This window comes from Bilophila sp., assembly GCF_057864385.1.
The window spans coordinates 1-19,311 of the sequence record NZ_DBMAFI010000060.1 but is presented as its reverse complement, the minus strand read 5'-3'; the positions used below and the strand labels follow the sequence as shown (position 1 = coordinate 19,311).

The 19,311-nt window shown below is 58.3% G+C and carries 13 protein-coding genes; 1 reads left to right on the top strand and 12 read right to left on the bottom strand.

Features of this window, described 5'->3' with window-relative positions; translation table 11 throughout:
* Positions 1–43 precede the first annotated feature (43 nt).
* Positions 44–394, bottom strand: coding sequence for a hypothetical protein (locus ACZM8Y_RS14640; protein WP_487479974.1), 351 nt, complete (start codon positions 392–394; stop codon positions 44–46).
* Positions 395–444: 50 nt separating this feature from the next.
* On the opposite strand from ACZM8Y_RS14640, the gene ACZM8Y_RS14635 reads away from it, so the two are divergent.
* The gene (locus ACZM8Y_RS14635) at positions 445–7,527 is read left to right on the top strand and encodes an EAL domain-containing protein (RefSeq protein WP_487479975.1); all 7,083 of its coding nucleotides are present in this window, start codon (positions 445–447) and stop codon (positions 7,525–7,527) included.
* A gap of 843 nt (positions 7,528–8,370) precedes the next feature.
* Here ACZM8Y_RS14635 and ACZM8Y_RS14630 read toward each other — a convergent pair.
* From ACZM8Y_RS14630 to ACZM8Y_RS14580, 11 genes are all read right to left on the bottom strand, one after another.
* Entirely contained in the window at positions 8,371–8,670 is a 300-nt protein-coding gene (locus ACZM8Y_RS14630) for a hypothetical protein (protein WP_482330954.1), read from the bottom strand.
* Between the two features lie 6 nt (positions 8,671–8,676).
* Positions 8,677–9,855 (bottom strand): acetyl-CoA C-acetyltransferase, encoded by a 1,179-nt coding sequence (locus ACZM8Y_RS14625; RefSeq protein WP_302554197.1) that lies wholly within the window; start codon positions 9,853–9,855, stop codon positions 8,677–8,679.
* A gap of 88 nt (positions 9,856–9,943) precedes the next feature.
* Positions 9,944–10,786, bottom strand: a complete 843-nt coding sequence (locus ACZM8Y_RS14620; protein ID WP_482330957.1) for a 3-hydroxybutyryl-CoA dehydrogenase — start codon at positions 10,784–10,786, stop codon at positions 9,944–9,946.
* A gap of 49 nt (positions 10,787–10,835) precedes the next feature.
* Positions 10,836–11,951: an acyl-CoA dehydrogenase family protein gene (locus ACZM8Y_RS14615; protein WP_482330959.1), complete on the bottom strand. Its 1,116-nt coding sequence runs from the start codon at positions 11,949–11,951 to the stop codon at positions 10,836–10,838.
* Between the two features lie 37 nt (positions 11,952–11,988).
* A complete protein-coding gene (locus tag ACZM8Y_RS14610; protein ID WP_482330962.1) occupies positions 11,989–12,750 on the bottom strand; it encodes an enoyl-CoA hydratase-related protein in 762 nt (253 codons plus the stop codon).
* Between the two features lie 63 nt (positions 12,751–12,813).
* Entirely contained in the window at positions 12,814–14,274 is a 1,461-nt protein-coding gene (locus ACZM8Y_RS14605) for a 4-hydroxyphenylacetate 3-hydroxylase family protein (RefSeq protein WP_482330966.1), read from the bottom strand.
* A gap of 95 nt (positions 14,275–14,369) precedes the next feature.
* The gene (locus ACZM8Y_RS14600; RefSeq protein WP_482330971.1) at positions 14,370–15,125 is read right to left on the bottom strand and encodes an SDR family NAD(P)-dependent oxidoreductase; all 756 of its coding nucleotides are present in this window, start codon (positions 15,123–15,125) and stop codon (positions 14,370–14,372) included.
* Between the two features lie 109 nt (positions 15,126–15,234).
* On the bottom strand, positions 15,235–16,089 hold the full coding sequence (locus tag ACZM8Y_RS14595; protein WP_302554190.1) for an NAD(P)-dependent oxidoreductase: 855 nt from the start codon (positions 16,087–16,089) through the stop codon (positions 15,235–15,237).
* Between the two features lie 44 nt (positions 16,090–16,133).
* Positions 16,134–17,003 (bottom strand): NAD(P)-dependent oxidoreductase, encoded by an 870-nt coding sequence (locus tag ACZM8Y_RS14590; RefSeq protein WP_337431603.1) that lies wholly within the window; start codon positions 17,001–17,003, stop codon positions 16,134–16,136.
* 13 nt (positions 17,004–17,016) lie between these two features.
* On the bottom strand, positions 17,017–18,174 hold the full coding sequence (locus ACZM8Y_RS14585; RefSeq protein ID WP_302553417.1) for a UxaA family hydrolase: 1,158 nt from the start codon (positions 18,172–18,174) through the stop codon (positions 17,017–17,019).
* 11 nt (positions 18,175–18,185) lie between these two features.
* Positions 18,186–18,461 carry a UxaA family hydrolase gene (locus ACZM8Y_RS14580; protein WP_482330983.1) on the bottom strand — a complete coding sequence of 92 codons (276 nt, stop codon included), beginning with the start codon at positions 18,459–18,461 and terminating at the stop codon, positions 18,186–18,188.
* Between the last annotated feature and the right edge of the window lie 850 nt (positions 18,462–19,311).

Below are 19,311 nucleotides of genomic sequence, written 5' to 3'. Positions count from 1 at the left end.
AAAAAATGAGAGAGGCCCACATCACCAGACGTGAAACGAGCTTTTATCTATTCATGATTTTCATTGAAAAAATCAGCAACCGTAAACTTAAACACAGCCTTATAGAAAATGGTTGATGCTTTTTTCCTTGAAACTCCAAAGGGATAACCGGCAAAATGCCTTGGCCGTGGATCCCGCCAAGGGGAACACAGAAAAAGAGGCTGTATTTTTCACCGCACTGTGGAGATGGAGCAACCACATGCTCTAACAGAGCCTTACCCAAAAATCTTCTCCGGCATGCGGGGCATCCCGGATTATGCAATAATATCTTTTCATCTCTAAGATATTTTCCGACATGCGGGGGCATCCCCATTCTGGCGGGAATTTGCGCCGCCGATCCAATATGTCCCGACATGCGGGGCATCCCCCGGAATGTCTCCACACCCTATTCAAGAGAACAGTCGAATGAACAGGCTCCAAGAATTCCTCGACAACCCGCACATAATCACCGGAACCGCCACCGTTGCCGCGGATCCGCAGCTCAGCCTGCTCGCGGCGAACAAGGCTTTCCGCACGCTTGCCGGGGAAACCGCCGAGCCCTGCCGCCAGCAGGGCAACGCCCTCCTCCCTTGGCTCGAACCGTCTTCCGCCGCGCGCCTCATCGGGCTGCTCGCCGGGCACCCTCCCCTTTTCGACTGGGAAGGGGAGATCGTCCGCAAGGGCACCCCCATCCGCATCCGCCTTTCCGCCACGCGCGTGGAGGGCGTGCTCCACAAAGGCCAATACCCCATCTATCTCTGCACCTTTACCGATCTCGCCCGTGTGGAGGAGATGCTGCGCAGCGCCGAATATGAGCGCCGCAAATACGCCCTCATCGCCGACATTTCCGAAGATCTGCCCTTTGAATACGATTTCGGGACGGACACCATCACCTACACCCAAAAGTATCATAAGGTCTTTGGGCACGAACCCGTTATCCACCGTTTCCGCGAGCGGCTGGGCAAAGGCGAGCCCATCGATCCCGTGAGCGAAGGGTTCCGGGGGCCATTCCTCGCCCTCGACGCCGAAAAAGCCCCCACGGGGGCCGCACCCGAACGGTTCCTGCCTACACGCTCAGGCAGCAAGCACTGGTTCGCCCTCTACAGCACCAACATCAAGGACGCCCTCGGCAAGCCCATCAAATCCGTGGGCGCGCTGCGCGACATCGACCGCCAGAAGCGCGAACAGCTCAGGCTCCTTGACAAGAGCCGCACCGACTCCATGACCGGGCTGTACAACAAGGCCACCACCGAAGAGGAGATCCGCATCGCCCTGCGCGACGCACGGCCCGGCAGTTTCGGCGTGCTGTTCATGATCGACATCGACAACTTCAAGGACGTCAACGACAGCATGGGGCACCTCGCCGGGGACTCCATCATCATCGAGATCGCCCGCCAGCTCCGGCGCACCTTCCGCCAAGACGACATCATCGGGCGCGTGGGCGGCGACGAGTTCCACGTCTATATGCGCGACGTTTCCGAAACCGCGGGCATCCGCACACGCGCGCGGTCCCTCTGTTCCTCCATCCGAACCCTGTTCAAAAACAGCAACGTCAGCAACGCCATCTCCGTCAGCGTGGGCATCGCCGTAACCGAACGCCCCATTGCCTATGAGGATCTGTTCCGGCAGGCCGACGTCGCCCTGTACCACGCCAAAGGGAACGGCAAAAACCGTTACGAATTCTTCGGGCAGTCCTCCGGCGGGGACGCCGGCGGCGTCCAGACATCCCCGCCCCTCGCCGCCAACGCCGTCCGCAACAACATCATGGTGGACATCATCGACATCCTCTTCAGCATGTACGACATGCACGAAGGGATCGACAACGCGCTGCATTTCATCGGAAACACCTTGCGCGTGGACAAGATCCTCATCTTTAACTATTCGCCCGACGGGAAGTCCGCCAGCATCGCGCACGAATGGTGCTCCGATCCGAAATGGAGCAGCGGGGAACGGTTCCAAAACGTCCCCGTCGAAGCCGTCAAGCTGCCCCAAACACGGGACTTCAGCGGCATCTATTATTGCAGCGATTTTTCGGAAATCCTCTCGGAAGGGAAAACGTTCATCCTCGACGGCGCCATTTCCTCGCTCCTCCAATGCGACATCGTGTGCGACGGGCGCGTGATCGGCCATATCGGTTTCGAGGAGCGCGGCAACCGCCGCATATGGACGCAGCAGGAAGTGGACGCCCTCATCCTCATGTCCAAAATCATCGGGGAGTACATCCGCCAGCGCCGTTCCGCCAGCCTTTTGCGCGAAAGCTACGAATCCACCCGCAACATCCTCGACAGCCTGCACAATACGGCGGTCTACGTCATCGACGCCAGCCACCGCATCGTCTATTTCAACGATACGGTCGCCCGCGCGTACCCCAATGCCAGGATCGGGGCAACCTGCTTTGAGGTGTTTTGGGGCAGATCCGACATCTGCCCCCTTTGCCCCGTGGCGAAACGCGGCGGCGGGGAAGCCTTCACCACCCTGCATGAACACCCGCCCTTCAAGGGCGTCTGCGAGGTTTCCGTTTCCGGGCTCCTCTGGGAAAACAGGGAGCCGGCACACGTCGTGCTCATTTCCGAGCGCCTTCTGACGACCGAGGAGCGGGAGGCCAAGGCCAAGCGCGACTCCTTCGCCCGCGCCCTCTGCGCAGGCTACCATCATGTCGTGGATGTGGATCTCGGCACCGGGCATTTCGAGCTTCTGGCCAACCGCAGCGGCTTCGCCGCCGACGCTTCGGGCGATTACGCCGACCACTTCGGACGGTTCGCAGGCCATGTCCTCCCGCAGCATCGTGACGCCTTCCGCGAACGCTTTTCCCTCGAAGGGCTGCGGGCGGCCTTCGCGGAAGATGCGGACGGCAGGAGCGCCTACCTCGAATACCTGTCTGCCGAGGACACCGGCCCCCGCTGGCGCTCCCGCATCGCCTTCGCCTATACGCAGGACGACGGCTCGCGCCACGCCCTCCAGTGCATCCGGGACATCGACGATCTGAAGGCCGCCGAATTCACCCGCAGGCAGGAAGAGGAAAACCTTCAGGTAGCCCTCCAGAACAGCTACGCCAAGATCTACCGTATGGATCTCGCCGCCAACCAGCTGGCCTGCCTGTTCTGCAATACCAAGCTGCTCGCGCCCATTGATGTCAGCGGCGAATTCGACAAGGACATCATCACGGTCATGGAAACCCGCGTCCACCCGCAGGATCGGGCCCTTTTCCTGAATTTCTTCACTGCCGAAAGCATCCTCAGGAAACTTGACGCCGGAGACGAGCCCTCCGCCGAATACCGCAAGCTCGGCCTTGACGGGGCCTACCATTGGATGCTGGCGCTCATCGTGCCCCTGCCGGCCGGCAAACGCGGCGAGGCCGTCCTCCTCGTGCGCGACGTCACCGAAAGCAAGAAGCGGCAGGACAACTATCTCCTTGCCCTGCAAAACAATTATTCCGAAATCTTCTCCCTCGACATCACGAACCGCTCGGTCACCCCTCTGTTCTACAACAGCGGGCAGGCGGCCGCCATCAAGGGGGAGGCCAACTATTCCTCGTTTGTCCACCAGCGCGCCGTTGACCGCGTAGCCCCCGACTCCCTCGAAAGCGTGCTCGACTTCTACGAGCGCCGCCTCTTTGAGGAACTGGAGCGCGGCGGCCACCCAGAGTGCGAATACCGCAAGCGTTTATCGGAAACCGGCCCTTACCGCTGGATTTCCGCCTCGGCGCAGCCCGTCCCCGGCAACGAGGGACATGCCCTCATCCTGCTGCGCGACGTCACCAAGAAAAAGGAAGAGGAAAACAACTACCTCCTCGCCCTGCAAAGCAGCTATACGGAAATCTTCCGCCTCGATCTTGAGGCCGGGCTCATCGCTCCCCTCTATTACAACAGCGAACAGGTCACCATCCCGCCGACCCTGATGCCCATTGAGGAATTCGTCCTCGATCGCGGCAAGAACCGCGTCCACCCTGAGAGCCTCGAAAGCGTCCGTGCCTTTTACGACGTGCCGAACATCACAGCCCGGCTCGACGCGGGCGAGGCCCCGCAGCTCGAATACCGCAAGCGGCAGGACGCCGGGAAGCCCTACCGCTGGGTCAGCGCAGCCATCCGCGCCATCCCCGGATCGTGCCGCCATGCCCTGCTCCTGCTGAGCGACATCACCGAGCAGCTCAACGAGGAGGCCGAATTCTACAAGGCCCTCCAGCACAGCTATTCCGAGATCTACGAGGTCATGCTCGATACGGATTCCATGCGCATCGTACACCGGGACGCGGGCTCCACGCTGGCGAAACCCGAATTGACCCATTCGTATTCGCGCGACACCCTCGCCATCGCCAGCCGGCATATCCATCCCGATGACCGGGGCTCCTTCCTCGACCTCTTCTCACCGGAAAACGTCAGCAAGAAGGTGGCCGCCGATCCCCGGCTGTCCACCGAATACCGTGCCCTCGCCGCCGACGGAACCTATCACTGGATCTCGATACTGGTGCTGCCCATGCCCGGCTCGTCAGGGCGCCTGCTCATCCTCTGGCAGGACATCAACGAGCGCAAAAAGATGGAGGAGACCGCCGCCCGGCTCGAACGCCGCCAAAGCGCCGTGTTCCGCCAGTCCGGGGACTGCATCATCGAGATCAACCTGCGCACGTGGCAGTTCCAGCGCAGCGTCTCCGCACCGAGCCTGCCCGCGGAACCGCATTCCGGCGACTACCGTGCATTCCACGCCGAAGCGATCGCGATGATCCACCCCGCCGACCGCGAGCGCATCAACCGCACCGCCACGCCCGAAGCCCTGTTCGAGGCCTGCCGTGCGCATTCCCGCACCCTCGTCGCCCAATATCGCGTGCTTCTCGGCGAAGGGAAAGAGCTGTGGCTTGAAAACCGTGTGTTCTTCCTTGAAGAAGGCGACGACATGACCGCCTTTTTCATCATCCGGGACATCACGGAACAGAAGCGCGCCGAAGAGGAGCGCGCCATTGAGGAAGAGCGTTACAACATCGCCCTGCGCAACACCTACACCGAAATCTACGAAATCGACCTCAACGCCGATACGCCCCACCTCGTCTACGCCGCCGACACGCCGATGATCCCGGTGGATCGGGACGAGGGCGGCAACATCCACACCATAGCCGCCACCCTCATCCACCCTGAGGATCGGGAACGCTTCCTCAACGCCTTTATCGGGAGCAACATCCGCAAGGAATTCAACGAAGGCCGCATGGAAGTCCCCGCCGAATACCGCCGCCTTGGACGCGACGGCAAATGGTATTGGGTCGCCGCCTTCATCGTCCCCCTGTGCGGGCACGATCCCTGCCGCACCGACAAGGGGATGCTCCTCGTGCGCGACATCTCCGAACAGCGCGAGGAGGAACAGCGCCGCCGCATCAGCGAGCAGTACGACCACGCCTTGCGCAACATCTATGACGAGCTGTACGAGCTGAACATCACGCAGGACAGCTACCGCATCGTGTACCATGTGGAAGGCAAGTATGTGACCCCGCCTGAGCGGGGCCGCCTCAGCGAGTCCATCGATCTCGTATCGCGCAACATGATCTTCCCCGAAGACCGCGCCCGTTTCCTTGAGTTCTTCGATCTTGATGCGCTGCGGCAGAACTTCGCGGCGGGGCGGGAATACCTTATCGGCGAATTCCGCAAGCTCTGGCATGACCGTGAATACCACTGGGCGTCGATCACCATATTCCCCGTGGCCCAGCCCGACGGCGGCGACGAGATCTATCTCGCCTTCATCATGGACATCGGGGACAAGAAGCAGGCCGAGGAAATCGCCCAGCAGAACATCCTCCTTGAGCGCCAGCGCCTCGACGACGAGCGCTACCGGACCATCGTGGAGCAGACGGACACCCTCGTCTTCGAGTGGAACCTCGAAACCGGCGCCCACTACATTTCGCCGCAAATAGCCGCCCGTTTCGCCGGAAACTATGATCAGCGCGATCTGATGCACATCTGGCGGGATGACCTTGTGATCCATCCTGACGACCTGCCGTTGCTCGCCGCCTTCCTCAAGGACTCGCGGGCTCAGCGCTATACCGAGATGACCGCCCGCTTCCGCAAGCGCGACGGCGTATACATCTGGTGCAAGGCGGCCCTCACCTGCCTGCGCGACGGCAACGGCACCCCAAAGCGCTATATCGGCACGCTCAACGACGTGGACAGCGCAACCCGTTCCGTGCTCGCGCTCAAGTACCGGGCCGAGTTCGATCTCCTGACCGACATCTACAACATGCATACCTTCTACTCGCAGGCGGCACAGGCCGTGCATGCCTATCCCGAACGCCGCTACAGCATCGTCCGCATGGACATAGACCGTTTCAAGGTCATCAACGACCTGTACGGCCTCAAGGAGGGCGACAAGATCCTCATCACCATTGCGGATTTCCTGCGGGAAAAGATGGCGGGGACGCACAGCGTCTATGGGCGGCTGGGCGGGGACGTATTCTGCCTGTGCGTGGACTATCCCCGTGAGCGGATCCTCGCCCTCATCAGGGAATTGACGGACAGGCTCGCCGACTATCCCCTGCCGTACAAGGTCGTGCCTTCGTTCGGCATCTGCGAGGTCGACAACGCCGACACGCCCATCAACGTGCTCTGCGACTGGGCCAACCTCGCCCTCAAGACGATCAAGGGCAATTACCTGAACAGCTACGCCTTTTACGACGGCAAGCTGCGCGAGAAGATCCTTGAGGAAAAGAAGATCGAAAACCAGATGCACGACGCCCTCGTACAAGGGCAATTCGTGCTCTACCTTCAGCCCAAGGTCCACATCCCGACCTCGCGCATCATCGGTTCGGAAGGGCTGGTACGGTGGATACACCCCACTGAGGGGCTGATGCCGCCCGACCGCTTCATCCCTTTGTTCGAGAAGAACGGCTTCATCAACCGGCTGGACGAGTACATCTGGGAGCAGGCATGCATCACCTTGCGCCGCTGGATTGACCGCGGCCTCACGCCCACGCCCATTTCCGTAAATATGTCGCGCATGCATATCCACGATCCGCGCCTGCGTGAAAAGCTGCTTGACCTGATGCGGCGCTACGGGCTGCCGCCGCACCTCCTCGAATTGGAGCTCACCGAAAGCGCGTTCCTTGAAAACGAAAGCGGGCTGTTCGAGTCCATGAAGGCCCTGCAGGCCTTCGGGTTCCAGTTCTCAATGGACGATTTCGGATCGGGCTACTCGTCCCTGAACATGCTCAAGAGCATGCCCGTGGACTTTATCAAGATCGACCGTGGGTTCCTCAACGAGGTCGTCACGACCGAACGCGGCAAGACCGTCATCCGGTTCAGCATTTCCCTCGCCCGCGAAATGAACATCAAGGTCATTGCCGAAGGCGTGGAAACCGAGGAACAGGCCGCTTTCCTGCTTCAGGCCGGATGCTCCTACGCGCAGGGCTATTTCTATTCGCGCCCCCTGCCTATCCCACAGTTCGAGGCATTGGCCTTTGGGACGGAACGGCCTTTCCCCGTCGCCCCAAGCATCAAAGCCATCGCCGAAACGCTGGAACAAAGCAGCAAATGATGGAAGGCCTCCTGCGGGGACAAGCGCCCGGAGGAGGCCCCCATACCGGAGATACCCGCTTTTGCGCGGAGATATTTGCTTCTGCAATGAAAGCAACATTTCAACTATCTGAAATTCAAAAATAAATTTTTCATAAAATCACCGGAAAGGCGGATGCCTCCCACAGCGCGGCACTATCAGAGAGAGTGTGTACCGCCATGTCCCTGTTGCCACAGCAATAGGCTCCCATTTTAGCCTATTGCTTGCACGAACAGTGTCAGCATATTGAAAGTCTCTTCAGACCCCACGCCCACGCCTTCACTGCGGACATCATACTCTCTGTGCCCATCTATATAACAATCATTAACTATTGCATATACAGTATCGTCATCAGGGTGGCATCAAAATATCTCCCGCTTCATCTCAGGGGAAAAGCAGAGGCGAACACCGTCATGATATACGGTTCCTCTACGCAGGGTGGCAGAGATGCTTGCTCAGTACGACAAATGCAGGAACCGGATGTCCCTTACTGATGACGCACCTCAGGCTCATGGAAGCACTGAGGGAGGGGTACGCCACGGCGGAAATAGTGACGCTTCCCATCATAACGCCGGACACTTCTTTCACATAAGGTTATGTTGGCATAGCTGGTGAGGAAGGTACATTCGCATGTACTGAGGTACACCATACCGCGCAGGCAGGAGGCGATGAGGACACCGGACAAAATCACGGCGAATAGGGCCAGTACATCGAAAACCGTGCTAACATAGATAACAGCGCTGAGGCTGGGGGATATCACTGACACCGATACCACCTCTGCGTTCCTTAACTCTTATTTTCTTTGTAATAAGTTGACAAGCAATGCTATTCGTCCCTTCCATTCCGCGGGGAGGCCATGTTCAGCAAATATACGGCCATATCACTGGGTCCCATACGCTCCCCATCCATATATGGGGCATGGAGCATATGCGTCCCCGGCAGAACGGAAACGCACTGGGCAGGACAGCCGCACACAGCTACCCGGATATCGGCCCCGGCCTCATTGTCCGTGAGCACGATGCTCTCATCAAAGGCACGCATGGCGGACAGCATCCCCCTGAACCACGCCACACGATCGTATCCAGAGCGGCACCCCCCGCAGTACTTCACATGGAGGGAAGGCATGGCCCGTCAGCCCCTTTCCACCAGCATGGCTATCCCCTGCCCGCCGCCGATACATAGCGTTGCCAACCCCCTGCTCTGCCCCTTCCGCTTCAGCGTATGCAAAAGCGTAACGAGGATACGCGCACCGGAGGCACCGATAGGATGCCCAAGGGCAATGGCACCACCGTTGACGTTCACGTTATCAAGGCTGAAGCCCAGCTCGCGACCCACGGCGAGGAACTGGGCGGCAAAGGCTTCGTTGGCTTCGATCTGATCGAGATCGGCCACCGTCCAGCCAACCTTTTCCAAAACCTTGCGGGTGGCGGGGATGGGGCCAAGGCCCATCACGTCGGGCTCCACACCGGCACTGGCCCAACCCACGATACGGGCAAGAGGGGAAAGGCCACGTTCAGCGGCCAGTTCGGCATCCATGAGCACGAGAGCCGCCGCGCCGTCATTCACGCCGGAAGCGTTGCCTGCCGTCACCACGCCGTCCTTCTTGAAGGCGGGGCGTAACTTGCCGAGCACTTCCATGGTAGTGTCGGGACGAGGGAACTCATCGCGAGCGAAATCGAAGGACTTTTTCTTCTGCTCCACGTGTACGGGCACGATCTCTTCATCAAATACGCCCGTTTCCAGCGCGGCTGCGGCCCTCTGTTGGGAAAGCACGGCATGGGCGTCCAGTTCTTCTCGGGAAAGATGGTATCGGGCCGCCACGTTCTCGGCGGTGATACCCATGTGATAGTCATTGAAAGCGTCCCAGAGGCCGTCCCTGATCATTTCGTCTACAAGCTTAACATCGCCCATGCGGCTCCCCCAGCGTGCGGAGGGGATGACATAGGAAGTCAGAGACATGTTCTCCATACCGCCAGCCACTACACAGCGGGCCTCACCGGCACGGATAGCCAGCGCAGCTTCCGCCACGGCCTTGAGACCGGAACCGCAGACCTTATTCACCGTCCATGCCGGGATCTCCACAGGGATACCGGCTTTGACGGCAGCCTGACGTGCGGGATTCTGGCCTAACCCCGCTTGAAGGACGTTGCCCATGATGACTTCTTCCACCATACCGGCATCCACGCCACCCCGGGAAAGGGCTGCGCGGATGACCACGGCCCCCAGTTCAACGGCAGGGACAGAGGCAAGCGAACCGCCGAAGCTTCCAAGTGCTGTACGGGCTGCGCTTACGATGACCACTTCACACATAATGACTCCTGTCCGGCACAGTGCCGGCTCTCCAAGGGCTTTCGCCCGATGATGCTGCGCTCTTTGCGAGCGATATGCTCCCGACGGCTTAGTAGCGGAAGAACCCTTCACCGCTCTTGCGGCCCAGCCTGCCTGCACGGACCAGCTTACGGAGCAAGGGGGCGGGACGATACTTGCTCTCACCCAGCTCGTCGCGGAGCAACTCCATGATGGCAAGGCACACGTCGAGGCCGATGAGGTCGGCCAGAGCCAGCGGGCCCATGGGATGATTGGCTCCGAGCTTCATGGCGGTATCGATGTCTTCAGCGGAGGCTACGCCTTCCTGCAACATGAAGACAGCTTCGTTGAGCATGGGGATAAGGATGCGGTTAACCACGAAACCGGGGTATTCATTCACGGTGACCGCCGTTTTGCCCAGCCTTTCGGAAAGCGCCTTAGCGGCTTCGTAGGTCTCGTCTGAAGTGGCGGCACCGCGGATGATCTCGATAAGGGCCATGCGGGGCACAGGATTGAAGAAATGCAGGCCCACCACCTTGTCGGGGCGGCTCACAGCGGAAGCCACGGCAGTGATGCTCAGGCTGGACGTATTGGTCGCAAGGATACAGTCAGGGGAAACGATACCGCTCAGCTTCGAAAAAATGGAACGCTTGACGTCCAGATTCTCCACGGCAGCCTCGATGACTACGTCGACATTGGCGGCATCCTGCATGTCCAACGTGCCGATGATGCGTGGGAGGGCCGTATCACGGTCTCCGGCGGCCATCTTGCCCCGCTCCACAAGATTGTCCCAGGCTTCGGCGATCCCCTTCAGACCTTTGTCAACGAATTCCTGCTTTATATCATAGAGATACACGGTGAAGCCGTGCAGGGCGGCTACCTGAGCGATACCGCCGCCCATAGTCCCTGCACCTATCACAAAAAGGGTCTTCATAACCATCTCCTTTTCGGCGTAACGCCGCTCTTGAACTATCCCGTTTCCATCACCCAAGGATGCCGGATGCGATGATCATACGCTGGACTTCGCTCGTTCCCTCATAGATTTGGGTAATCTTGGCATCACGGTACAAACGCTCCGCAACAGATCCATGCAGATAGCCGCTGCCGCCGCATATCTGCACGGCTTCCGAAGCGCACCATACAGCCGCCTCCGATGCCACGAGCTTGGCCGCCGAAGCTTCCGCGCGAAACATTTTCCCCCCGTCACACAGACGGGCCGCATACAGGGTGAGCTGACGGGCGGCTTCCACCTTCGCCCACATGTCCGCAGCCTTCCAGCGCAGCCCTTGGAAGTGCTCCAGGGTGCGGCCGAACTGGCGGCGTTCCTTGAGCCGCGCACACACCTCGTCAAACGCGGCATCCGCTATACCCACCGCCTGTGCGGCGATGCCCAGCCGCCCGCCGTCCAGCGTTTCCGCAGCGATTCGGAAACCATCACCGGGCCTGCCAATGAGGCGATCGGCAGGGATACAAAGGTTACGGAAAAAGAGTTCACAAGTCTGAGCACCACGGATGCCCATCTTGCGCTGAGGGGCGGATATGAGCAGCCCGGCATCGTTACTGCACACCGCGAAGGCACTCAGACCTTCCGTGCCCTGCCCGCCAGTACGGGCAAAGAGGATGTAGATATCGGCCCTGCCGGCATTGGTGATGAATATCTTGTGGCCGTTGATGATGTAGAAGCCGCTGTCCAGCTCCGCCGTAGTTGCGATGCCCCCCACGTCCGACCCTGCTTCGGGCTCCGTGAGCGCAAAGGCCCCCAGCTTGTCGCCGCGGAGCATGGGACGAAGGAAGCTTTCCTTCTGCATGGGCGAGCCGAAGGCATGGAGCGGATGGCAGGCAAGTCCCACGTGTGTGGCATAGGTGACGCCAACGGAAGGGCAGGCCTTGGAAAGGCGTTCCACACAGCGGACATACGATTCATAACTGGAACCGCGCCCTCCCAACTCAGGAGGATAAGGAAGCCCCATGAATCCGGCATCGGCCAAGGCTTGGACAGACTCCCCGCAGAAAAGGCTCTCTTCATCACAGCGCGCGGCCATAGGCCTCACGGTCTTCGTAATGATCTCATCAAGGCGTTGCCAGAACGCTGCTTCCATTCTGTCCATCCTCCAAGAGTTGCGTAGCGGAACCCGATCAGCGGCGGCGATTGACGAAGGCGTCCATCCTATCCTTCTGATCCTTTGTCGAGAAACAGAGGCCGAACGCCTGCGCTTCGTACGAAAGGCCGGATTCGAGGCCAGATTCAAGGCCATGCCGTATGCAGCGTTTAGTCTGCTGGACGGCACAGCGAGCCTGACGGGCGATGCCTTCCGCCAGCGCGGAAACTTCCGCGGCAAGGGCATCGTGGGGGACGATCTTGTCGACAAGGCCGATGCGCAGGGCCTCTGGGGCATCGATCATGCTACCCGAAAAGAGCAACAGGGAAGCCGCCCCCCTACCCACCAAACGGGGCAAACGCTGGGTGCCGCCGAACCCGGCCGTGATGCCGAGGCCGACTTCAGGCTGGCCGAAGCGGGCCTTTTCGGATGCAATGCGGATATCGCAGGCAAGGGCCAGTTCACAGCCGCCTCCAAGGGCAAAGCCCGAAATCATGGCGATGACGGGCTGGCGCAGGGCCTCTATCTTAGCGAATACCTTCTGTCCAAACGCACCGAAGGCCATACCGGATTCCGCTTCCATGAACTGCATCTCTGCGATGTCCGCTCCGGCGGCAAGGGCCTTCTCTCCGGCCCCCTTGACGACGAGGACGCGGATCTCAGCATCCCCGTCGATCATGGCAAGGGCATCGTCAAGCTCCTTCAGCACGGCACTGTTCAGTGCGTTCAGCCGATCAGGGCGGTTCAGCGTGAGGTAAGCCACACCATCCTTTTTCTCAAAAAGGATGTTCTCGTACATAACCCCTTCCCTCTCTTCAGGCAGTAACGCCAAGGCCCCAAAAGCCACGGCAGGTATCTCAAATCAGAACAGGCCGTCGGGATCGATACCACACAGGCGGCGTGCAAGTGCCTTCTTCGCTTCCATATTGGCCTGACGGCCGATCATGATACGTTGGGCCTGCGGCGAACCTGCTCCGTGCATGGATTCGGTGAGGTAGCCCACCGCCACGGAACCGATGGTCATGGCCTCAATGAGACGAAGAATACGCTGGCGGTCTTCCACGGAATATTGGGCGTCGCCCACCATGAGCTTGCGGCACCATTCGCCCACTTCTTCGGACGTGAAATCGGCATCGGAAGGCATGGTCACCATGAGCCCTCCGGCGATGTCCTGCGCGAGGCGGGCGATCTCGTAAGGCAGACGGGTGACGTTCTGCTTGCACACGTTGGCAAGGAGCATGTCGATCTGGTAATTTCCGGCCCGCGTAGGGGCGCCTTCGCAGGAACAGGCGATGCCGCAGGAGAACAGCGTCTCGTTCAGGTGGATCATCTCGATGATCTTATCCTTAATATGGGACGCCTTGGCACAGCCGTTGCATTCAGCTACCGTCTGGGAAGCGCCGATGAGTACGTCGCCGTTTCCGACCTTGCAGCCGCCGTAGGACTGGCGGTGATAACCGGCGAAGCGCTCCACCAACATGCCGGTAAAGTCGATCTCGCCCAGCATGTACACGTTCTTGTAGGGAACGAAGGTATCTTCAAAAATAATGATGACTTCCTGACCGCCGTAATTCGCGTTGCCCACGTCCACCTTGCTGGCTTCCAGCTTGCGGGTGTCACTGGCCTGACGGCCATAGATGTAAAGGATGCTGGGGTCATCGGCGGGGACAGAGAAGGCCACGGCATAGTCCCGGTCTTCCGCGCGCATGGTCTGCGTGGGCATAACGAGAATCTGATGGGAGTTGAGGGCACCGGTCTGGTGCATCTTGGCACCGCGCACCACAATGCCGTCCTCACGGCGTTCCACCACGCGCAGGAACATATCGGGATCCGTCTGGGCGTGGGGGGCGAGGCCCCGGTTGCCCTTGGGATCGGTCATGGCACCGTCCACGGTCCAGTCCTTTTCCTGCCATTCTTTGATGAACTCCACGAAACGCCGATGATATCCGGTGCCGTAGCGGGCATCGATCTCATAGGTAGTGCTGAACACGGCGTTGAGGGCATCCATGCCCACGCAGCGCTGGAAACAGGCACCGGTCATGCTCCCGCAAAGCCGCTGCATTTTCACCTTATTCACCAGATCAGCCGTAGACTGGTGCAGATGGCAGAACCGATTCACGGGTTTGCCGGTGAAGCTGGAGGCAGTCACCATCAACTCGCGGTACTCAGGCATCTCGGCCAGCTTGTAGGTCATGGCGCAACAGTTGATGGAAGGGCGGATCAAAGGGTGCCCAACACAATCCTCGATCTTCTCGCCAAATGCATAAACTCTGCGGGGGCGCAGATCACGGAGGGACTGGATGTACTCCTCGGCGGTCATCATAACGCATATCCTGATGGTCTTTGCGACCGCTTTCGGAACAGCGGCGGCAGGTCTGTAAAAACGGGCTCCCGCGAAAGGAGCCCGCGTACGCTCAGTCAGCTCTTATGGCAGAAGCTCCAGCCTCCGTCGGACTGGCACATGGGCATAAGTTCCATATCGCACACGTCCATGTGGGCGGGCAGGTTTACAGACCACCACACGGCTTCGGCAATGTTTTCAGGGGTCAAGGGATCCAAGTTTTCGTAAGCGGCTTCCGAAGTCTTCAGGTCACCCTTAAAACGCACGGCCAGAAATTCAGTGTGCAGATGGCCGGGCTTGATGTTGGTCACGCGGACGGGAGTACCCAGAAGGTCGCAACGGAGCATCCTGCTGAAGTGGTTCACGAAAGCCTTAGTGGCACCGTACACGTTGCCGCACTTGAAGGCGCGGTTGCCAGCGACGGAGCCGATATTGACGATGTGACCGGTACCGCGTTCGATCATGCCGGGCAGAGCGGAGCGGGTGCAGTACAGCAGCCCGTTGATGTTGGTGGCGATCATTTCGTCCCAGTCGTCCATGCTACCCTCCTGAGCGGGATTCTGGCCGATGGAACTGCCGGCGTTGTTCAGCAGTACGTCGATATTCTTGAACCCTTCGGGAAGATTAGCGAACATTTCCACCACAACATCACGCTTGGCGACATCGAAACAGAGGGGGAGGAAGTCTCCGCCCAGTTCAGCGGCGAGCTCATCGAGGCGGGACTGACGACGGCCGGTACCAATGACTTTCCAGCCTTCCTTGATGAAGCGGCGGGCGGTTTCGCGGCCAACACCGGAGGTAACACCAGTGATGAAGATGATTTTCTTGGACATGTCTGACTCCTCAGAAAGGTTAGAAGTGAATATGCTGCAACATTGAGGAGAGGGCCCCGGAAGCCGCTCCGGACGGCAACGACTTCCGGGAGTGGAGGAAGAGAATTGCTTACAGCATCTTGAAGGTTGCGGTGAAATTTTCTTCACCGTACTTTTCAGCGGTGGCCGCAAACACTTCGCGGGCGCGGGACATCATGGGCACACGCTGGCCGAGGGATTCGCACATCTCAATGCCGAGACGCACGTCCTTGAAGGCCAGATTCACAGTGAATACCGGATGCTCGAAGTCTTCGTCGAAGGTGCCGGAGGCGGTATTCTTGAACTGGAAGGAGAAGGCACCGGAGTTCGAGATCTGTTCGATGAACTGTTCCTTGGGGATGTTGGTAAGCTTGGCAAGTTTGATGCTTTCGGAACAGACGGCGTTGATGCTCATGCCCATGAGGTTCTGAATGAGCTTCAGAGCGCAGCCGGCCTTCACATCGCCGATGTAGGCGGGCTTGCCCATCTTCTTGAGCAGGCATTCTTCATACTTGTCGTAGGTGGCCTTGTCGCCGCCGCCGAACAGCGGGCAGGTGCCGTCTGCGGCAAAGGCGGGCCCCTTGCCCATGGGAATGACGAGGTACTTCTTGCCGAGCTTGGCGGCTTCGGCTTCGAGCATCACCACCGTTTCGATGTCCAAGGTGGACAAGTCGAAATGCACGCCGCCTTCCGGAAGGTTTTCAAACACGCCGTCGGGCCCGAGCAAAACACCCTTGGCGTCTTTAGGCATGGGCACGCAGGTGATGCTCACTTCAACTTGGGCGGCCAATTCCTTTACAGAGGCGGCGGGAGAGGCACCCATGTCCACGAACTTTTGGACGTTGGCGGGATTAATGTCATACACCACCACGTCGATGCCGTTCTTAACAATGTTAGAGCAGATGCCTGCCCCCATCTTGCCAAGACCGATAAAACCAACTTTCATGACAAACTCCTAATCAATTACATGGTTCCGCAGAAGTTGCGTCGTCACTTTTCTGCATCCATAAGAAGACGATACACAGAGATGTAGTCTTCCTCTCCGTAGCCGGCTTCCGATGCGGCCTTGTAGCGATCCCTGAGCATGGTGAAGGCGGGGCAGGAAACTCCCGCCTCTTCCGCCATCTCCACGCCGAACTTCATATCTTTCCAGGCGTTGTTGAGTGTACCGCGCATGGGCAGGAAGGCTTCATTGAACACCTTATGCCCCGAGTTCTGCATCTGGTAGGACCACGCACCAGTGGACTTTGCCCCATTGAGGAAGACCTCTTCGGAGAGGCCCATCCTCTTCGCGAGGAACACGCCTTCGGTAAGGATGACGTTGTTGGAAAGCCCGATGAGGTTGGTGATGAGCTTGAAGGCGCAGGCCGCCTTCACGTCGCCGAGGTAGAACACCTCCCCTATCTCGGAGAGGAACGCCTTATCCCGCTCATACACATCTCTGGAGCCGCCGAAGAACAAGGGAGACTCCCCTGCCTCGGCCGCTTCGGGCCCTTTGCCCATAGGCATGTACACGTAACGGACGCCGTGCCTCTCGGCTTCCGCCTCCAGAGCAAGGACGGACTCGATGTCCCACGTGCCCATATCGTAGAAGGCCATCCCCTTCCCCATACAGGAGAACACACCGTTTTCGCCTCCCGCCACGGCCTTGAGCGCAGCCACGGAAGACAGGCAGCTGAGCACCACACGGGCACCGAGGGCCGCTTCCTGAGGCGTGGCAAAGGCTTCCGCACCCCAGCCAGCAACCTTGGCCGCCTTTTCAGGGCTACGGTTCCATACCTGCAGGGCATATCCCTTGTTCAGCAGGTTGCGGCACACGCCGCTCCCCATGCTTCCAAGCCCCAGAAAACAAACCTTCATGGCATCCTCTGGCTTACAAAGTTCTCAAAAGACGGCTGGCAGCCGTTTCGATCTCACCCAGCATGTCGGAGCTGGTCATGGCACCCCAGCATACGTCCGCCAGCTTGTCCTGCACGATATCGGTGGCCTGATCGAGGGTGAGCCCCTGATTGATGACGCCGGACACGTCGACGTCGATATTGTCGCGCATAGACTTCACGGTCATGGGATTGCCGGAAATCTTGATGACCGGGGCCACGGGGTGGCCGATGCAGTTGCCCTTGCCGGTAGAGAAGATGACGGCGTGGCAACCGCCAGACACGATGGCGGTGAGGTTCTCCACGCCGGGGGCGGGAGCGTCCATGATGACGAAGCCCTTCTTGGTAGGACGTTCGCCCTCTTCGAGGACTTCGACCAGGGGCTTGGTGCCTCCCTTCTTGATGGAGCCGAGGGCCTTTTCCTCAATGGTGGTCAGGCCGCCGGCAATGTTGTCGGGAGCGGGATTGGCACCCATGATGTCGAGATTATGCTCAGCGGCATAGTCGAGGGTGCGCTGGATGATGCGCTTCACCTTGGCGGCCACTTCAGGAGTGACGGCACGGCGGCCAAGGATCTCTTCGCCGCCCAATAGTTCCAGCGTTTCCGACATGATGACGGTGCCGCCGGCGTCGATGACACGGTCAGCCAGACGACCGGTCACGGGATTGGAAACGATGCCGGAAGAACCATCGGAGCCGCCGCATTCCACGCCGAGGACGAACTCGCTCCAAGGCATGGGTTCAGGGCGCAGGCGGCCTGCATCGTGAAGCATCTGAATGGCAGCCTGGGCGGCGCGGTACGCCACTTCCACGGTGCCGCCCTGATCTTCGATGGAGAAACCCACCACGGGCTTGCCGCCCTTCGCGATCTCGCCGGTGATGTATTCGGCGGTCTGATCTTCCAAAGCCACGACGATGACGCCGTACACGTTGGGATGCAGAGCGGTATTGATGGAGAGGAGGTTGTGCAGGGCAAGGTCTTCGTTCATTTCACCACGGCCGAACCCGGGGCAGAACGGCACGCAACCCTTCACCAGAGAGCATATGCGCCGCACCGTAGGATTGGCGTTGTCCATCGTAGCGATGACGGCGATATGGTTGCGGATGCCGAAACGACCATCGGGACGCCTGTAACCCATGATTTCTGGCAACATAACAGCGTTCCTTATCCTTTTACAGTGTGGCGACCACTGATGACGTTATGCACATGAACATGTTCACCGGGGGCGATATCGGCGGTCGCTATACCCACCGGCTCTCCATATTTAACGATCTGACTTCCCTTGGGGATAGCCTTGATGGCGACCTTATGAGCAAAGGGGAGCTCATCTTTGGCGCAGACCGCCTTGCCTCCTACAGTAAATTCGCTTCCCACAGCCAAAGAAGGGGCCATGATAATGGCGATGTTATCTTTAGCATCCATCATAATAACGTGTTCCATTAGGCAACCTTTTCGTTGAGTGTATAGAGGGCGGATCGGTTTTTTGATTTCTCTTTTCCGACACCTTGTGCAAAAGGTTTGCCAAAATCCCATTTCTGCCGAAAAGCCTTCAATCTGGCCTCACCAATCCTCTGGAAAAGCCGCGAGTCTCACTGATTGCCCCGCCCAAAATCCTGCCTGCGGTACTTTTCATTTCAGTTTAAGATGATTTCATTTTGAACTATTTCATTTTGAAATAATAAAAGAAACTGCATTCCAAAAGACTTCTCACGGCACCTCAAAATTTACTATTTAATCTTTTCTTTTTCAAAAAAGTTTCTGTATATATAATATCAGATAGTTCCATTGTTTTTTGATCCAGGATCTGTCATAATAATCAGTTGAGATTCCATCTCATGGAATTTCATAGGAATACTACAAAATCACCCTTTACCGAAGGGTGGGATCAATAAAAATATTCCATAATTGAAATCACATAAAAACGTATCAATATTATTTTATTGCAAAATATTTATTCTTTATGGTTCATTGCATCTTTTTAAACTATGAGTTGGTGACTCAACATCGATATGAACATGTTACTTGTTATCGTGTTCTAAAATCATATTGCTTCTCAATACAAAAAATCCATTTTAGGTACAAAAAAACATATTGTGCAACCTTAAAACCTACAGCCGGCAAACAGCTTTTTGCCTCTATCGTTTTTGATATTTTCAATTTTGAATATTTCATTTTAAAATTACAAACCAGAGGGTGTCAACTAAATAATGACGCAATATCTTTCCAGCTTCCATTGACATGGAATCTGGCAAAAAGTGCCATTGTCAGGTCTACCATTTCAAGAGTTTTA